Source organism: Faecalimonas umbilicata (genome assembly GCF_042846195.1).
Lineage (GTDB): Bacteria > Bacillota > Clostridia > Lachnospirales > Lachnospiraceae > Faecalimonas > Faecalimonas umbilicata.
Genome location: NZ_AP031411.1, coordinates 2,747,475 through 2,765,054, shown reverse-complemented (window position 1 = coordinate 2,765,054; position 17,580 = coordinate 2,747,475). Strand labels below are relative to the sequence as shown.

14 protein-coding genes are annotated in these 17,580 nt (G+C 38.3%); 12 read left to right on the top strand and 2 right to left on the bottom strand.

The genetic code is table 11. The features are described 5' to 3' along the window. Positions 1–11: 11 nt before the first annotated feature. The 10 genes from ACGG81_RS13305 (at position 12) to ACGG81_RS13260 (ending at position 9,676) form a co-directional block, all read left to right on the top strand. Positions 12–728: a 2-C-methyl-D-erythritol 4-phosphate cytidylyltransferase gene (locus ACGG81_RS13305; RefSeq protein WP_390108776.1), complete on the top strand. Its 717-nt coding sequence runs from the start codon at positions 12–14 to the stop codon at positions 726–728. Further along, a complete protein-coding gene (locus ACGG81_RS13300; protein ID WP_390108773.1) occupies positions 716–1,849 on the top strand; it encodes an NAD-dependent epimerase/dehydratase family protein in 1,134 nt (377 codons plus the stop codon). Before ACGG81_RS13305 ends, ACGG81_RS13300 begins: the two co-directional genes overlap by 13 nt. Next, positions 1,812–2,819, top strand: coding sequence for a glycosyltransferase (locus ACGG81_RS13295; protein ID WP_278887790.1), 1,008 nt, complete (start codon positions 1,812–1,814; stop codon positions 2,817–2,819). Before ACGG81_RS13300 ends, ACGG81_RS13295 begins: the two co-directional genes overlap by 38 nt. Positions 2,820–2,970: 151 nt before the next feature. Beyond that, the gene (gene glf, locus ACGG81_RS13290; protein WP_390108770.1) at positions 2,971–4,071 is read left to right on the top strand and encodes a UDP-galactopyranose mutase; all 1,101 of its coding nucleotides are present in this window, start codon (positions 2,971–2,973) and stop codon (positions 4,069–4,071) included. A gap of 374 nt (positions 4,072–4,445) precedes the next feature. Further along, positions 4,446–5,933, top strand: a complete 1,488-nt coding sequence (locus ACGG81_RS13285) for a D-alanyl-D-alanine carboxypeptidase family protein (protein WP_390108768.1) — start codon at positions 4,446–4,448, stop codon at positions 5,931–5,933. A gap of 165 nt (positions 5,934–6,098) precedes the next feature. Continuing rightward, positions 6,099–6,983 carry a LysR family transcriptional regulator gene (locus tag ACGG81_RS13280; protein ID WP_270602147.1) on the top strand — a complete coding sequence of 295 codons (885 nt, stop codon included), beginning with the start codon at positions 6,099–6,101 and terminating at the stop codon, positions 6,981–6,983. A gap of 12 nt (positions 6,984–6,995) precedes the next feature. Then, on the top strand, positions 6,996–7,268 hold the full coding sequence (locus ACGG81_RS13275; RefSeq protein ID WP_016439485.1) for a LysR family transcriptional regulator: 273 nt from the start codon (positions 6,996–6,998) through the stop codon (positions 7,266–7,268). 116 nt (positions 7,269–7,384) lie between these two features. Continuing rightward, a complete protein-coding gene (locus ACGG81_RS13270; RefSeq protein ID WP_120105771.1) occupies positions 7,385–8,212 on the top strand; it encodes a transporter substrate-binding domain-containing protein in 828 nt (275 codons plus the stop codon). Between the two features lie 15 nt (positions 8,213–8,227). Beyond that, positions 8,228–8,896 (top strand): amino acid ABC transporter permease, encoded by a 669-nt coding sequence (locus ACGG81_RS13265; RefSeq protein WP_016439487.1) that lies wholly within the window; start codon positions 8,228–8,230, stop codon positions 8,894–8,896. Between the two features lie 36 nt (positions 8,897–8,932). Next, complete coding sequence (locus ACGG81_RS13260; protein WP_016439488.1) at positions 8,933–9,676, top strand: amino acid ABC transporter ATP-binding protein; 744 nt, start codon at positions 8,933–8,935, stop codon at positions 9,674–9,676. 73 nt (positions 9,677–9,749) lie between these two features. Here ACGG81_RS13260 and ACGG81_RS13255 read toward each other — a convergent pair whose 3' ends face one another. Further along, on the bottom strand, positions 9,750–11,126 hold the full coding sequence (locus ACGG81_RS13255; RefSeq protein ID WP_120105772.1) for an MATE family efflux transporter: 1,377 nt from the start codon (positions 11,124–11,126) through the stop codon (positions 9,750–9,752). A 173-nt stretch (positions 11,127–11,299) separates the two neighbouring features. Here ACGG81_RS13255 and ACGG81_RS13250 point away from each other — a divergent pair, with 173 nt between their 5' ends. Beyond that, the gene (locus ACGG81_RS13250; RefSeq protein WP_008977216.1) at positions 11,300–12,688 is read left to right on the top strand and encodes an MATE family efflux transporter; all 1,389 of its coding nucleotides are present in this window, start codon (positions 11,300–11,302) and stop codon (positions 12,686–12,688) included. A gap of 178 nt (positions 12,689–12,866) precedes the next feature. On the opposite strand, the gene ACGG81_RS13245 is transcribed toward ACGG81_RS13250, so the two are convergent. Further along, the gene (locus ACGG81_RS13245; RefSeq protein ID WP_390108761.1) at positions 12,867–13,826 is read right to left on the bottom strand and encodes a hypothetical protein; all 960 of its coding nucleotides are present in this window, start codon (positions 13,824–13,826) and stop codon (positions 12,867–12,869) included. Positions 13,827–14,398: 572 nt separating this feature from the next. On the opposite strand from ACGG81_RS13245, the gene ileS reads away from it, so the two are divergent. Next, a complete protein-coding gene (ileS, locus tag ACGG81_RS13240; protein WP_008977214.1) occupies positions 14,399–17,506 on the top strand; it encodes an isoleucine--tRNA ligase in 3,108 nt (1,035 codons plus the stop codon). Positions 17,507–17,580 lie beyond the last annotated feature (74 nt).

Here is a 17,580-nt window from a genome sequence, read left to right as displayed (position 1 = left end):
AGGATTAAATTATGAATGTAGCAATCATTATAGCAGGAGGCTCTGGTCATCGGATGGGTCAGGATATTCCAAAACAGTTTATTAATGTATATGATAAGCCAGTTTTGATATATACATTGGAAAGTTTCCAAAAACATCCTCAAATTGATGCGATAGAAGTTGTTTGTATTGATGGGTGGCATGATATTTTATGGGCGTATGCAAAACAATTTAATATTGATAAACTAAAATGGGTTGTTTCTGGAGGAAATACTGGGCAAGAGTCCATAAGAAATGGTGTTTACAATCTTGAAGGAAAATTGTCAGATGATGATATTATTATTATTCATGATGGTATTCGTCCTTTAGTAGATTCTTCTGTCCTTTCCGATGTAATCGGAAAATGTGAGCAATATGGAAATGCAGTAACATCATTACCATATAATGAACAAATTTTTGTTGTAGATGACGAAATTTCTACAACAAAATACATACCGCGAGAAACATTACGTAGAGTATCTACACCGCAGGCATATAAATTTGGAAAATTAGATCATGCGTATCATGAAGCATTTGAAAAAGAAATAGGTATCTATGGATCTTCGTATACCAATACAATGATGGTTGAATTAGGAGAACGTTTGTATTTCGCTGCGGGATCGGATAAAAATATAAAATTAACGACAAAAGATGATTTGGAAATGTTTAAAGCATATTTAAAATCTGATAAAGATGCATGGCTGAAGTAGGAAGGGACAAAGGCGCTATTATGAAGTTATATGAAAATGAATTATATCGGGAAGATATTGCATATGTAGCACAACTTGCATTACCATGGGAAAAATTGAAAGATAAATCTATTATGATTTCCGGTGCGACAGGTTTGATAGGTAGCTTTCTTATAGATGTTCTTATGTATAAGAATAAAGTAAATGATTTGAATTGTATGATTTATGCATTAGGAAGAAATGAAAAACGGGCCAAGGAACGATTTGAAGTTTATTATTTGGATGAATTATTTTGTTTTATTCCTTATGATATAAATCAGCCATTAAATAGAAATGATTTAGGAACTGTTAATTATATCTTACATTTGGCAAGCAACACTCATCCAATGGCATATTCTATGGATCCTATTGGTACAGTTATGACAAATATCATTGGAACTCAAAATATGCTTGAGTTCGCAGTGGCACATCACACTACAAGATGTGCTTTTGCATCGTCAAATGAAATTTATGGAGAAAATCGTGGAGATACAGAAAAATTTGATGAAGAATATTGCGGTTACATTAATTCTAATACTATGAGAGCAGGGTATCCAGAAAGTAAACGTTGTGGAGAAGCGTTGTGTCAAGCTTATATCAGACAAAAGGAATTGGATGTTGTCATTCCACGTTTAACTCGATCATATGGTCCTACATTATTGGAATCTGATACGAAGGCTCTTTCACAGTTCCTAAAGAAAGGTATTCAAGGGGAAGATATTGTATTAAAGAGTCAAGGAACACAATATTATTCATACACCTATATGGTAGATGCTGTGTCTGGACTTTTAACTGTTTTATTGAAGGGAAAATGTGGTGAAGCCTATAATATTGCCGATGATGCATCAGATATTATGTTGAAAGATTTAGCAACAATAATTGCTGAATATGCAGGTACAAAAGTTGTGTTTGAAATTCCAGATGAAGTTGAAGCAGTTGGATACAGTAAAGCGACAAAGGCAAGGTTAGAAAGTAAAAAGTTACAAAATTTGGGTTGGAAAGCAAAGTATGATATAGATACTGGTATAAAAAGAACAATGCAGATTTTAAGGAAGAGGAGTAATTATGGAAAAATTATTAACAATATCAATAGCGGCATATAATGTTGAAGGATATATTAGAAATACATTGGACTCTCTCATTGTGCCTGAAATTTTGGATAAATTAGAAGTATTTATTGTAGACGATGGCGGAAATGATAATACTCTTCAAATAGCACGAGAATATGAATCAAAATATCCCGAAACATTTCATGCCGTACACAAAGAAAATGGTGGATATGGTTCAACTGTAAATTATAGTATTGCTCATGCTACAGGAAAATATTTTAAATTATTAGATGGCGATGATTGGTATCTTTCTAGAAATTTAAAAAGATTAATTAGTGATTTGGAAAGAATAAATTCAGATGTTGTTGTTACTAATTATGAGATATGTAAAGAGGGAATAGATGAGTACAAAACAAGTTTAGGATGCAATTTTTTGCCTAATAAAGAAATTTTATTGTCTTCATGCAATGTTGAGGGTGGATTTGGTATGTGGGCATTGATCTTTAAGACAGATATTTTAAGAAAATCAGGTGTGCGTCTTCCCGAACATCGTCTGTATACTGATCAATTGTATTGTACAATTCCATTTAGGTTAGTAAATAGTATTATATATTTTGATTATTCGATTTATTGTTATAGAATAGGACGCGACGGACAGAGTGTAAGCCGTGAATCTAGAATGAAACATGTAGATGATGCACTGGCAAATTGTTATGAGTTGTGTGAATTTTATAACGAGATGAAAAAATCTAATAATCAAAACCTAAAATATTTTCATAAAAGAATATCGAAATATGTATGGTTGGGATTTCATACAATATTACTTTTTCCGATTGAAAATAGAATACAGGAAAAACTTAAAGAATTTGATTCTAAAATAATTGCTGAGTGCTCAGATATTGCGCGGGAAATTGGTCATATGCATGGCATATGGGGATTGCATATACGTTTGTGTCGAAAAACTAATTATTGGGCATATTGGTTAATTGGTTTAATACCCGGTGGAGTTAAAAATTGGCAGTAAAATTAGAACATTCACTAAAGAGTATTTGTTTTATCAGAGAGTAAATTATTTTTGAGAATGATTTTATTTGAAGTAAGTAGTGTAGAAAAATGATTGAAATTGAAAAGGATATTGAAAACTGTTATAAAATAACAGAAGAAGGAGAACGAATATGAAATACGATTATCTTGTAGTAGGAGCGGGATTATATGGAGCAGTGTTTGCTCACGAGGCAAAGAAAAAGGGCAAAAATTGTCTTGTAATTGACAAGCGTGATCACATTGCGGGAAATATTTATTGTGAGGAAATCGAAGGAATCAATGTGCACAAGTATGGTGCACATATTTTCCACACATCCAATAAGAAAATATGGGAATACATCAATCAGTTTGCTGAGTTTAATAATTACATTAACTCTCCGATTGCTGTGTATAAGGATGAACTTTATAACTTACCGTTTAATATGAATACTTTCAGTAAGATGTGGAATATCCGCACACCGCAGGAAGCGAAGGAAAAGATTGCTGAGCAGGTGGCAGAGACAGGTATTACTGAGCCAAAGAATCTGGAAGAGCAAGGATTATCTTTGGTTGGTAAGGATGTATTTGAGAAGTTAGTAAAGGGCTACACTGAGAAACAGTGGGGAAGAGACTGTAAGGATCTTCCGGCATTTATCATCAAGCGCCTTCCGGTCCGATTTACTTATGATAATAACTACTTCAATGACCGTTTTCAGGGAATCCCTATGGGCGGTTATACAAAGATTGTGGAAAAGATGTTGGATGGCATTGATGTGAAAACAAATACGGATTATTTTTCATTTATCAAGGAAAATCCGGATATTGCAGAGAAGACCGTATTTACAGGAATGATTGACGAGTATTTTGATTATAAACTGGGTGCGCTGGAATATCGTTCTGTACGTTTTGAAACAGAAGTTTTAAATACTGATAATTATCAAGGAAATGCAGTTGTGAATTATACAGAGAGAGAAGTGCCATATACACGTATCATCGAGCACAAGCATTTTGAGTTCGGTACACAGGAGAAGACGGTTATTTCCAGAGAGTATTCTTCTGAGTGGAGCGTAGGAATGGAGCCATATTATCCAGTCAACAACGAGCAGAACAATACATTGTTTGAGAAATACCGCGAGTTGGCAGAGAAAGAGTCGAATGTGATCTTTGGCGGACGTCTTGGAAATTATAAGTACTACGATATGGATAAGGTTATTGAGGCGGCGCTTGAAATGTGCGAAAAGGAATTGGGATAATTTTATCTAATGTGTTGTAAAACCCACTGCTTTAGATATGGAAAAGCAGCAGGACATAGCAGTGCTAAAAGCCCGGATGCAGGTTTCCTTTCAGTCAAAAACAATGGAAGAATTTATACAGAAGATATAATAAAAATCTATTTCAGATCAATGATTAGATCAAATCTCTGGAGATTTCACTGTTCTTGTGAAATTTCCAGGGATCAATAACAAGTCGATGCCGTTTCGGGCAATGCTCCAAAGAGAGACAGAGGAATTCTATTTTGTTTCCGATAAAAGCAGAAAAACATATTTGTAAGGGAAATGTATTTTTTGTTGGAAGAAGAACAAGAATATGTTATAATACCGCTTATGATGTTTTGGAGGAAATACAGATGAAATTGAGATATAGATTAGCCGCGTTCCTGCTGGCAGCAGGACTTGTTTTTTCAAATACGGCAGTGCATGAGGTATGTGCAGCAGAGGTAGAAGGAGCAGCGGCAGCAGTTACAGATGAAGAGAAGGCAGTGTATGAGATGCCTGTGGAATCAAATGCGTTGAAGAACTGGCCAGAGGGACCGGGAATCTTTGCGGAGGCGGGAATCATCATGGATATGAACAGTGGAGCAATCCTCTATGCAAAGAATATTGATGAGAAGGAATTTCCGGCGAGTATTACGAAAATCATGACAGCGCTCGTAGCATTGGAAAACAGTGAGCTGACAGATAAGGTTCATTTTACCGAAGAGTCGGTGGCATTTCTTGAATATGGAGATGCAAGCATTGGTATGCAGCCGGGAGAAGAGATCACAATGGAGGATGCTTTATATGGGATGCTGTTGGCATCTGCGAATGAAGTTTCCTATGCGATTGCAGACACAGTGGGAAATGGGTATGATAATTTTATCCGTATGATGAACGAGAAGGCAGAGGAGCTGGGATGTACGAATACACATTTTACAAACCCACATGGACTTCACGATGAAGAGCATTATGTTTCTGCCAGAGATATGGCGCTCATTGCAGCGGCAGCATTTCAGCATGAGGAATTCCGGAAGATCACGAACACATACGAACACCGGATTCCGCCTACAAATCTTGTTAATGAGGAACGAGTATTTCAGCAGTACCACCAGATGCTTTATGATGGAACAGATACCTTTTATGAGCCATGTGTTGGGGGAAAGACGGGATATACAGACCAGGCACTGTCTACTCTTGTTTCTTATCTGGACAACGGAGAATTTCAGCTTGTCTCTGTGAATTTGAAAACACATGGGGTTCACGTCTATCCGGATACGAAAAATATGGCAGAATATGTTTTCAATAATTTTAAAAAGATTCCTTTAGAGGGAAAGGATCTTCCAAAAGGTGTGAAAGAGACAGAGGAAGATGCTTACATTGTTGTACCGAAGAATGTGGAATTTCAAGATGTAAAAGCGGAGATTGTCCCGGAAGATAAAAGCGGGAAATCAAAGAAAGGTACGTTGACTTACACTTACGATGGACAGACGGTCGGAGTCTCAGAAGTTGTTTTGAAAGATTCATATTTTCAGACAAACACAGCAGGAACGAAGACAGAAAAAAACGAGACAGATCAGAAGGAACAAAAGCCTCTTTTTACTGTTTCACCGAAAGTTAAGATGATTATTGGCATAGTTGTGTCAGTTATTATTGCAATGGGCTTGATTTTTTGTGCGCTTGTCTATAGAAAACGACAGAGGAGAAGGCAGCGAAGGCTGATGGAGCAGAGACGCCGCCGACAGAGGAAAGAGAAACAGATGCGGCAGAGTCAGGTACAGACAAGAAGAAATCAACAGTATCAAAAGCAAAAAGACCATACAGATAAAAGAAACAAGGATTACAGACTTCCGAGAAGATAGGGAGTCTGTAATCCTTGTTTCTTTAATTTAGAGAAAGATGATAGAAGATTCTTACCTAAAAAGTTATAGAAATTTTAAATATTGATATAGAAAATAGTGATTATATATTTAATTTTATATTTGGTATAATTGCTCATAGTAAGAAAATGGAAGCAGGGTCAGTAAATGGATTTACAAAAAATGCAGTATTTTAAAGATGTTTTTGAACTAAACAGTTTTACAAAAGCCGCAGATAAGAATTTCGTATATCAAAGTGCAGTGACACAACAGATTGCTGCGTTGGAAAAGGAGTTGGGAGTTCAGCTATTTATAAGAGAACATGGGGGAATCAAAAATACTTTAGAGGGAGAAATCTTTTATGAAGAATGTATAAAAATTTTATCTGAATATGCAGTCCTAAGAAATAAGCTAAAGGATATTTATGAGGGGGAGAGAAAGAGAGAACTTACAATTGGATTTTCAGGAGTGATGGAAGAAAAATTTTTAGCATGTATTGCTGGTTATAGTTCAAAAGAGCCAGACATTCTTTTGAATTTTGTGGAGGGAAGCTATTCTGTGCTGTGTAATAAATTGTTAAATCAGGAAATTGATGTCATTTTTGGAACAGCATGTGAGTTAGAAAATATTCCTGGGATTGAATGGAAGATTCTTTTCACAGAAAAGCAAATGGTTTTTTTGTCAAAGGAGCATCCGCTTGCAAAAAAGGAACAATTAACACTGAAAGATTTGGAATCAGAGACGCTGATTGTACCAACAATTGATATGGTTCCTAGCTGTCATAAGAAGGGAATGCAGTTAAGAAAGAAGTCAAAATATAAAATGGATATCAGGTTTGCAAATTCTTTTGAGGCAGTAAAAATGCAGGTGAGAAATAACAAAGGGATTACTTTTACGGCAGAGTCCTTTGAAGAATATAATCATCAATGTTTCAAAAAAAGTAGTATCTCAGATATTCATTTTATCTGTACATTAGGAGTTGCATATTTAAAGAACAATCAGAATGCTTTAGTGTATAATTTTTTAAAATATGTATCTTTGAGTAAGCAATAAGAGGGGTGGTCTATGAATTTTCAAAAGTTATATTATTTTATTGATGTTGTACAATTGGAAAGTATTACAGCTGCAGCAAAAAAGAATGGGATTACCCAGTGTGCTATGAGTCAACAGATTAAGTCAATTGAAAAAGAGATGGGTGTTTTGCTAGTGATTCGAAGAAGGAATCATCTTATGCCGACAAAGGCTGGAATTCTCTTTTATGATTTTTGTATGGAAACATTAGAATGCCATAGAAAATACACTAGGAAAATGTGCAATATCAGTAATATCAATAATTAAAAAAAGTCCATAAGTAAAACTGATAATCTCATGTCTATTTCTAATTTTACATTTAATTTCTATATTTTTATAATAGAACTGAAAAAGAATTATAAAATTTTCAGGAGGAATGGGAAATGAAAAAAAGTGTTTTAGTTGGATTATCGGTAGTATTAGTAGCGGGAATGATGATGGGCTGCTCAAAGGGGGACGTAGAGGAAAAAACAGAGAAGAAAGAACAGTCTGTTTCAAAAGGAAAAAATAATTCCCAAGATCCTATTGTGATTTCAACAACAGGACAGCATGCATTTTTTTCCGAGACAAATGAGGAAACTGGTGAGTTAGAAGGATTTGAAATAGAAGTGTGGGAAGAAATAGGGAAAAGGCTTGGACGTGAAATTAAGTGGGAGACAGCAGGATTTCCGGGAGTAATTGAACTGTTGGAATCAGGGAGAGTAGATACAGTAGCAGACCAGATTGGAATTACAGAGGAAAGAGAAGAAAAATATTATTTTAGTGATGTATATTTTTATGTTCCATATCGAATCGTAGTTGCAGAAGATAATAATACAATTGAAACAGTAGAAGATTTATATGGGAAGAAACTCGGACTTTTAAGTGATGATATTGCTTATTCATATTTTGATGAACTAGATCCAGATGGAAAAATTGAATATGTAAATTATGAAGAAAGTACAGCAGTTCCGGCGGATGTAGCAATGAGACGTTTGGATGCTACATTGATGTCTTCTCTTCACATTGAATCAGTGAAAAAAGAGTCGGGATTAGAGATAAAAGGAGTGGGTGAGCCGGTATACACAGAAAATGCAGGATATCCATTTGCAAAAACAGAAGAAGGGAAAGCTCTGAGGGATGATGTAAATGAAGTTTTGAAAGAGTTAAAAGAAGAAGGCTTCATGAAAGAAACTGCGATTAAGTGGTTTGGATTTGATCCGATGGAATAAAAGAGGGAAGTAGATATGGATGCTTTCAGAGTAGATTATTTTCTGAGTATGATTCCTAAAATTTTAAAATTACTTCCTGAAACGGTAAAAGTAGCAGTGTTTTCACTTGCATTATCACTTGTATTTGGATTGCTACTGGCAATTATCAGGCAATATCGAATTAAAGGGTTAAATTTTATCAGCTCGGTGTATGTTTCTTTTTTTAGGGGAACTCCATTTATCGGACAATTATTTCTGTTTTATTATGGATTTGCCCAGTTTAGTGATTCGATTAAAGAAATGTCCCCATTTACTGCGGTTATTATTGCTCTAAGTTGTAATTACTGTGCTTTTATGTCAGAAGATATAAGAGCAGCATTAAATTCAGTAGACAAAGGGCAGTATGAAGCAGGATTATCGATTGGGTTAAGACCATTTACAGTAATCAGAAAAATTGTACTGCCACAGGCTGCGAGAATTGCAGTTCCAGGATTGTCTAATAATTTTATTAATCTATTTAAATCAACAGCAATTGGCTTTATGATTGGATATAAGGATATGATGGCAGTAGTCAGTATGGAAACCTCGCGGACATATCGATTTTTAGAAGGGTATGCGGCGGCAATGCTGATTTATTGGATTATTATTTCTGTTTTATCAATGATTCAGCAAAAAACAGAAAGATATCTGAATAGAATTTATTAAGAGTTAGAAAGTGATATTAGAAGGCAGGGGGACACGGTGATCAAGGTAGAAAATTTAAAGAAAAATTTTGGAGCATTGCAGGTTTTGGATGGAATTTCTTTTGAATTAGAAAAAGGGAAAGTTTTGGCAGTGGTTGGCCCATCGGGGACAGGAAAATCTACTTTGCTACGCTGTTTGAATTATCTTGAAAAACCTTCCGAAGGGAAAATAACGATAGGGAATATATCAGCGGATTCAAAAAAGATTCAAAAGCAGGAGATTTATCGTTTAAGGGGAAAAACAGCTATGGTTTTCCAAAACTATAATCTTTTTAAAAATAAGACAGCTTTGCAAAATATCATGGAACCTATGATTTCTGTTCAGGGAATGGAAAAGAAAAAGGCAAAAGAAAAAGCAATGGAAATATTGCAGATGATAGGTTTGACAGAAAAGAGTGATAGTTATCCGTCACAGTTGTCTGGAGGGCAGCAACAGAGGATAGGAATAGGAAGAGCAATGGCTGTTGAACCGGAAGTTATGTTGATTGATGAACCCACATCATCTTTGGATCCAGAACTTGTTGGAGAAGTTTTAAGTCTTTTGTATAAGCTTGCCCAAAATCATATGACAATGATTATATCCACGCATGAGATGAGTTTTGCGAAAAACATTGCAGATAAAGTCATCTTTCTTGATCAAGGGAAAATTATTGAAGAGGGAGAGCCAGAGCAATTTTTTACAAATCCGAAGACAGAACGTGCTAAACAGTTTTTAAGAAAATTTATAAAAGAGGAAACCTAGATAAAAGTAAAATGTAAAGGGAAATTGTGCAGAATAAGCCACAATTTCCCTTTGATATTTTTCGTATAAAGATTTACTGATCGAAGTTTTCCATACCAAGTTTTTTCTGCTTTTTATAATAGTAAATGATAAACAGTACGGCTGTAATTCCCCAGGAGATTGGATAACTCAATGTGATTGTTTCGATCGTAGGTGATTTTGGGACAAGAAGGAATACCCAAAGTGTACGGAATACGCAAACACCGCAGCATGTCATGATTGTCGGGATGATGACATCACCGATTCCACGCAATGCTCCGGAGTAGATTTCGATAAAGACAAACAGAGCATAAGCCGGTGCCATGTAGTTCAGGATCTGGATTCCGATGCGGATGACTTCCGGATCACTCGTAAACAGATGGAACAGATACTTTCCTGCAGTCATTAGAAATATACTCATTGCGATGGATGAAGCAAGTGTCATCCCAAGGCAGACACGCACACTTTTTTTTACGCGGTCATATTTCCCAGCGCCATAATTTTGTCCGACAAAAGTTGTGGCAGAAATACCAAAGGCGGAAATGACCATCCAGCAGAAGGCATCCATTTTTCCGAAAGAAGTCCATGCTGCTACGGTATCAGTTCCAAGTGCATTTAGAGCAGTCTGGATAATAATATTTGATAAGCTGTACATGGCTGCTTGAAGTCCTGCAGGAATTCCGATACGAAGGATCGAGGATAGAGAGCCTTCGAAGAATCGGACTTTTCTCAGATGTAGTTTGTAAATATCGGATGTCCGTATCAGGGCGAGCAGTACAAGGATGGCACTGACTGCCTGAGACAGTACTGTTGCAATGGCAGCACCGGCAATTCCCATATGGAACACGAGTACAAATAGAAGATCCAGTCCGATGTTCAAAAAGCAGCAGACGATCAGGTAGTACAGTGGTCGCTTGGAATCTCCGACAGAGCGGAGGATACTGGAGCCGATATTGTAGATGAATGTAAACAAAATTCCGAGGAAGAAAATCCGGAGATAAGTTACGGAATCTGCCATCATGCTTTCCGGAGTATTCATCATGCTAAGAAGCGCGGGTGCCAGGAAATAGCCAGCGCCCATGAGAAAAATACTGGATACGGTCGAGAAAGCAATCGCAGTGTGCAGTGCATGGGACAGTTCGGTTTCTTTTCTCGAACCATAGTGCTGGGCGATGATCACAGTTGCTCCTGATGAAACACCGACAAAGAATCCGATGATCAGGTTGATGATCTGATTAGAAGAACCTCCTACAGCGGCGAGTGCCTCCTTTCCAACGAACCGTCCGACGATCATCGCGTCTGCAGTATTGTAAAGCTGCTGGAAGAATGTACCGAGAACAATAGGAAAAAAGAAAATCAAAAGCTGTCTCCAGATAATACCTTCCGTAATTGCGTTTGTTGCCGCAGCTGCGGCTTTTTTCTGATTGTTCATAATGTTACCCCTCATAAAGTAAGATGTTGTTTGTTTCCCATGTATCATACCATAGAGATGAAAAGGGGGAAATAGGAGATGAAAAAAATTTTGACTTGCACAGGAGAAAGCTTCGTACTATAATCAGTTAGGATTTTGAGGAAAAAAGAAAAGAGGAACGAAGGAGGAAAAGGATGTTTGGAAAAGTAAAAGAATCAGAGCAACATTTGAATATAAACTGGAAGCATTTTTATCTCAGTGTGTTAGCGCTTGTCATTCCGATGGCGCTTCAGAATCTGATCAATGTAGGTGTGACGGCAGCCGATGTTGTGATGCTTGGGAAGGTTGGGGAGCATGCGCTTTCTGGTGCTTCTCTGGCAGGGCAGGTACAGTATATTATGACACTGTTTTTATTTGGGCTGACTTCCGGGGCGACCGTTTTGACTGCTCAGTATTGGGGGAAGAAGGATATCTGCACAATTGAGAAGATATTAGGACTTGGAATGCGTTCAGCCGTAATTGTGACAGCTGTATTTTTTGTGGCAGCCCAGTGTATTCCCCATACATTGATGAAGATCTTTACTTCAGATCCAGAGGTGATAGAACAAGGAGTGGTCTATCTTCGGATTGTCAGCTGGTCTTATATTTTTATGGGGATTACGCAGACCTATCTTTATATTATGAGAAGTGTAGAGCGGGTTGTTGTGGCGACAGTTGTATACTTATGCTCTCTGATCTGTAATGTGGGCATCAATGCGGTGTTGATCTTTGGATTGTTTGGAATGCCGGCATTGGGAGTCAAAGGTGCCGCAATCGGTACACTGACTGCGAGATTGTTGGAGATGGCCTTAGTCTGTCTATACTCTCACTTTTGGAATAAGGATATTAAGTTTCATACGAAATACTTTCTTCATACAGAGAAAGTGCTTAACAGGGATTTCTTGAAATATGCATTTCCGGTTATTTTGAATGAAGTACTATGGGGGCTTGGAACTGCGGCAAACACAGCGGTGCTTGGGCATATGGGAAGTGCAGCGGTTGCGGCAAACTCTGTGGCGCAAGTGGCAAGACAGCTTGCAACAGTGGTTGCATTCGGTCTGGCAAGTGCGACGGCAATTTATCTTGGAAAGACAATCGGGGAGAAAAAATACGAACATGCAAAAGCCTATGCGCGCAGGTTCGTATGGCTCAGTGTACTGATGGGAGTGCTCGGTGGAATCTTAATCCTTGCGATTGCTCCGTTTATGGCGGAGGCGATGACATTGTCAGAGACTGCCAGATGGTACATGCGGTTTATGTTTTTTGTTATGTCTTATTTTGTAGTAGGACAGGCATATAATACGACATTGGTTGTTGGGACGTTCCGTTCCGGTGGTGACACACAGTTTGGATTGATACTGGATATGTCCACCATGTGGGGCTGTTCGATCTTGTTTGGAGCACTTGCTGCATTTGTATTTCACTGTAATGTGCCGGTGGTCTATATGATCCTGATGAGTGATGAGATTATTAAGATTCCGATCACGTGGTATCGTTATAAGAGTTACAAATGGCTGAAAAATGTGACGAGGGAAGAATTGTAAATTTTAACGGATATTTTTGATAGAAAAAATTTAAAAGATATTTTTGACAGTTTCACAAAAAGGTGATGGAAAATGAAACCGGATTTAAGAGAAAATTAGAATCAATCGAATGATAACCGGTATTTCATTTGGCATCACCTTTTTTGTTATAGTTCTATAAGGAATTTTTTATAGAGATCTATTTCTGTTTCAATTTCTTTGTATATTGTTCCTGCTCTGTTTTTGGAATTTTCAGGGCATTCATTGCTTCTTCCATTGTAAAATTCATAGTTTCCATGAGAGATTGAATAGAAAACAGAATTCCTTCTTTCTTACCTTCTCTCAGTCCAATTTCTTCAATTCCTTTGCTCAAATTACACATAGTGGAAACCTCCTTTTCTAATTTCCTGGTCATTTTAATATGAAAATCATCTTGCAAAATTTGCTTTTTTTCTGCTGCCTCCCGGGTAGGGGAGAGCAGTACTTCTAATAATTTTAACACGCCGCTGTCAGCCTCCTGCTCAGAATCACTCAAGCAGATTATGATTGCAGAGAGAAGATCATAGTTTTGGGGAATCTCGTGTACATTGCTGACTATATTTTCCTCATGGATGGAGTAGCGGGTGATTGTATTTCTCCGGTTTTCCGGAGGATTCATACAGATCCAGATGGAGTAAACTTTTTTGATCTGATCATATTCGGAAGATGAGAATTCTGTACCGTATTGGGAGGAAATCATCCGGCTGCAATAATATAATCCTCTTTTGATAATAGGATATCCCGGATAGAAATCATTTTGAGCTTCCAGGTTGATAAAAAGACGAATCTGATGTGTGGAAGACAGGATTGTGGCAAAGAAACGGATATCATAAGTAATTGTTCCTTCTGTAATCGTAGCGTCTTCTGTTGCCATTCCGGTAATCTGTTCTGTGTTGGAAGATTCATCTGGATTGACAGTTATGCTGGAAATCTGAGGTTCTCCTTCGATGTAACATTCTGCAATTTCCTTTACATCACAGTCTTTATATTCAACCAGACAACTTTTCATAATCCATGCCAGAATAATCTTATTGGCAAGAAGGCGCTTACAGGCAGCATCGTAAGAGGACTTCCTGCCTGCTGCCGAAATATTTTTAGCGAGTATATTTTCTGCTTGCATTGTGAGCCACCTTTCAAATATTCTTTTGGGATTCTGATTGCTGCAGCAAAGAATGTGATTGTGGGGAGTTAACTTCCGCAAGTTTTTAAGTTATTCTGATTCTACCATGAAAACGTCACACAATCCATAAATAGAGTATGAAAAAATGGTAAAGAAAAGTTGAGAAAAACATCACAAACAACTCTTGACGGCGGCGTGAAATGTTTCTATAATGGAATTTGTATAGATAAAGACGTTGACGAAGACAGTAGAATATACCGGAAAATCAAAGCGAGCCGGGGATGGTGGAAGCCTGGTAGGAGTAAAGTATATTTGAATATCACTTCTGAGTTGCAGGGGCTGAACATTTTTTGGAAAAATAAGTAAGCACTGACGGGATTCCGCCGTTATCGGGAGCGCATATGCTGGTATGTTGTAACAGGTGGTAAAACGAAAGATTATGCTTCCGTCCTTTTACAGGGCGGGAGTTTTTTTATTACATAGGAAAATCTTATGTTCCATTTTTAAGATTACTTTGCAACCGGGCCGGCAGGACCGCATTTATGAAATATAGAAAGTAAAGGAGAATCAGTATGTATCAGAAAGTATCTACGGACTTAAAATTTGTTGACCGTGAGAAGAAAACAGAAAAATTCTGGGAAGAGAATGATATCTTCCGGAAAAGTATGGAAAACCGAAAAGAAGGGGAGACATATACATTTTACGATGGACCTCCGACTGCCAATGGAAAACCGCACATCGGACATGTGCTGACTCGTGTCATCAAGGATATGATTCCAAGATACCGTACCATGAAAGGATATATGGTACCAAGAAAAGCCGGGTGGGATACACACGGACTTCCGGTGGAACTGGAAGTGGAAAAATTGCTTGGACTGGATGGAAAAGAGCAGATTGAGGAATATGGATTAGAGCCATTTATCAAACATTGTAAAGACAGTGTATGGAAATATAAAGGAATGTGGGAAGATTTCTCTGCGACAGTTGGATTCTGGGCAGACATGGATAACCCATATGTTACTTACGACAATAACTTTATTGAGTCTGAGTGGTGGGCATTAAAACAGATCTGGGAGAAAGGACTGTTATACAAAGGATATAAGATTGTACCTTACTGCCCTCGTTGTGGAACTCCGCTTTCCAGCCACGAAGTCGCACAGGGATACAAGGATGTCAAAGAGCGTTCCGCAATCGTAAGATTTAAAGTAAAGGGAGAAGATGCTTACTTCCTTGCATGGACAACAACGCCATGGACACTTCCTTCTAACGTTGCACTTTGTGTCAACCCGAATGAAACTTATGTAAAAGTAAAAAATGACGGTTACACATACTATATGGCACAGGCACTTGTGGATACCGTGCTGGAAGGTGATGTGGAAGTCGTAGAGACTTATGTCGGAAAAGATTTGGAAAATAAAGAGTATGAGCCGTTATTCCCGTTTGTAGAGTTAAATAAGCGGGCATACTATGTGACATGTGCTGATTACGTTACACTTACAGATGGTACTGGTGTCGTTCATATTGCACCTGCATTTGGTGAGGATGATGCGCAGGTTGGACGCAGATATGACCTTCCATTCCTTCAGTTAGTAGATGAAAAGGGTGAGATGACAGAGGAAACTCCATGGGCAGGAACATTCTGTAAGAAAGCAGATCCGATGGTATTAGAAGATCTGGAGAAGAGAGGACTTCTCTTTGCTGCTCCGAATTTTGAACACAGCTATCCACACTGCTGGAGATGTGATACTCCATTGATTTATTATGCGCGTGAGTCATGGTTCATCAAGATGACAGAAGTAAAAGAAGATCTGATCAGAAACAACAATACGATCAACTGGATTCCGGAAAGCATCGGAAAAGGACGTTTCGGAGACTGGCTTGAGAATGTACAGGACTGGGGAATCAGCCGTAACAGATACTGGGGAACTCCTCTTAATGTTTGGGAATGTGAATGTGGGCATATGCATTCCATCGGAAGCATTGAAGAACTGAAATCAATGTCAGACAACTGTCCGGATGATATCGAACTGCACCGCCCATTTATCGATGCAGTAACGATCAAGTGTCCGCACTGTGGAAAAGAGATGCACCGTGTGCCGGAAGTTATCGACTGCTGGTTTGACAGTGGGGCAATGCCGTTTGCACAGCACCATTATCCATTTGAAAATAAAGATTTATTTGAGCAGCAGTTCCCGGCAGACTTTATTTCCGAGGCGGTAGACCAGACAAGAGGATGGTTCTATTCTCTGCTTGCAATCTCGACACTTGTATTTAACAAAGCGCCATATAAGAATGTTATCGTGCTTGGACATGTGCAGGATGAAAAAGGACAGAAGATGAGTAAATCCAAAGGAAATGCAGTCGATCCGTTTGAAGCATTAGAGCAGTACGGAGCAGATGCGATCCGCTGGTATTTCTATATCAACAGTGCACCGTGGCTTCCAAACCGTTTCCATGGTAAGATCGTGACAGAAGGACAGCGTAAATTCATGGGAACACTTTGGAACACTTACGCATTCTTCGTATTATATGCGGAGATCGATCAGTTTGACGCGACAAAATATCAGCTGGAATACGAGAAACTTCCGGTTATGGATAAATGGCTGTTGTCCAAATTGAATACATTGATCAAGACTGTAGATACAAATCTGGAAAATTACCGGATTCCGGAAAGTGCAAGAGCACTTCAGGAATTTGTGGATGATATGAGTAACTGGTATGTCAGAAGAAGCCGTGAGCGTTTCTGGGCAAAAGGAATGCCGCAGGATAAGATCAACGCGTATATGACACTTTACACAGCACTTGTGACTGTGGCAAAAGTAGCTGCGCCAATGATTCCGTTTATGACAGAAGATATCTATCAGAATCTTGTCAGAAGCATCGACAAAGAAGCTCCGGAAAGTATCCACTTATGTGACTTCCCGGTTGCAGATGAAGCGTTGATCGACCGTGAGTTAGAAGAGAATATGGATGAAGTTCTGAAATTAGTTGTGATGGGACGTGCATGCAGAAATACTGCAAACATTAAGAACCGTCAGCCAATCGGAAAAATGTTCGTGAAGTCTTCTGTAACTTTACCAGAATTTTACCAGGAGATTGTGGAAGAAGAGTTAAATGTAAAAGAAATGGAATTTACAGATGATGTTCGCGCATTTACTTCATATACATTTAAACCGCAGTTGAAGACTGTTGGACCAAAATATGGTAAAATGTTAGGTGGAATCAAAGCTGCCCTTGAAAATCTGGATGGAAACAAGGCAATGGATGAGCTGAATGAGACAGGATCCCTGAAACTGGATGTGAATGGACAGGAAGTGACATTATTTAAAGAGGACTTGCTGATCGATATGGCACAGATGGAAGGATATGTTTCTGAGAGCGACAACGGTGTGACAGTTGTGTTGGATACAAACCTGACAGAAGAGCTTTTGGAAGAAGGATTTGTCAGAGAGATCATCAGTAAGATCCAGACAATGAGAAAAGAAGCAGACTTCGAAGTGACAGACAAGATCACAGTATATTACGAAGGAACAGAGAAGGCCAATGAAGTGTTCGCAAAATATCAGACAGAGATCATGGGCGAAGTGCTTGCGACAGAGATGAAGCAGGAGACTCCGGCAGGATATGTCAAAGAGTGGAACATCAATGGTGAAAAAGTAAATATGGGTGTACAGCGTTAATTTAAGAGAGAGTTACACAGATTAAAGAGACGGTACACGAGCATGATCCCCGCACGTCAGAAAGAGGTGCGGGG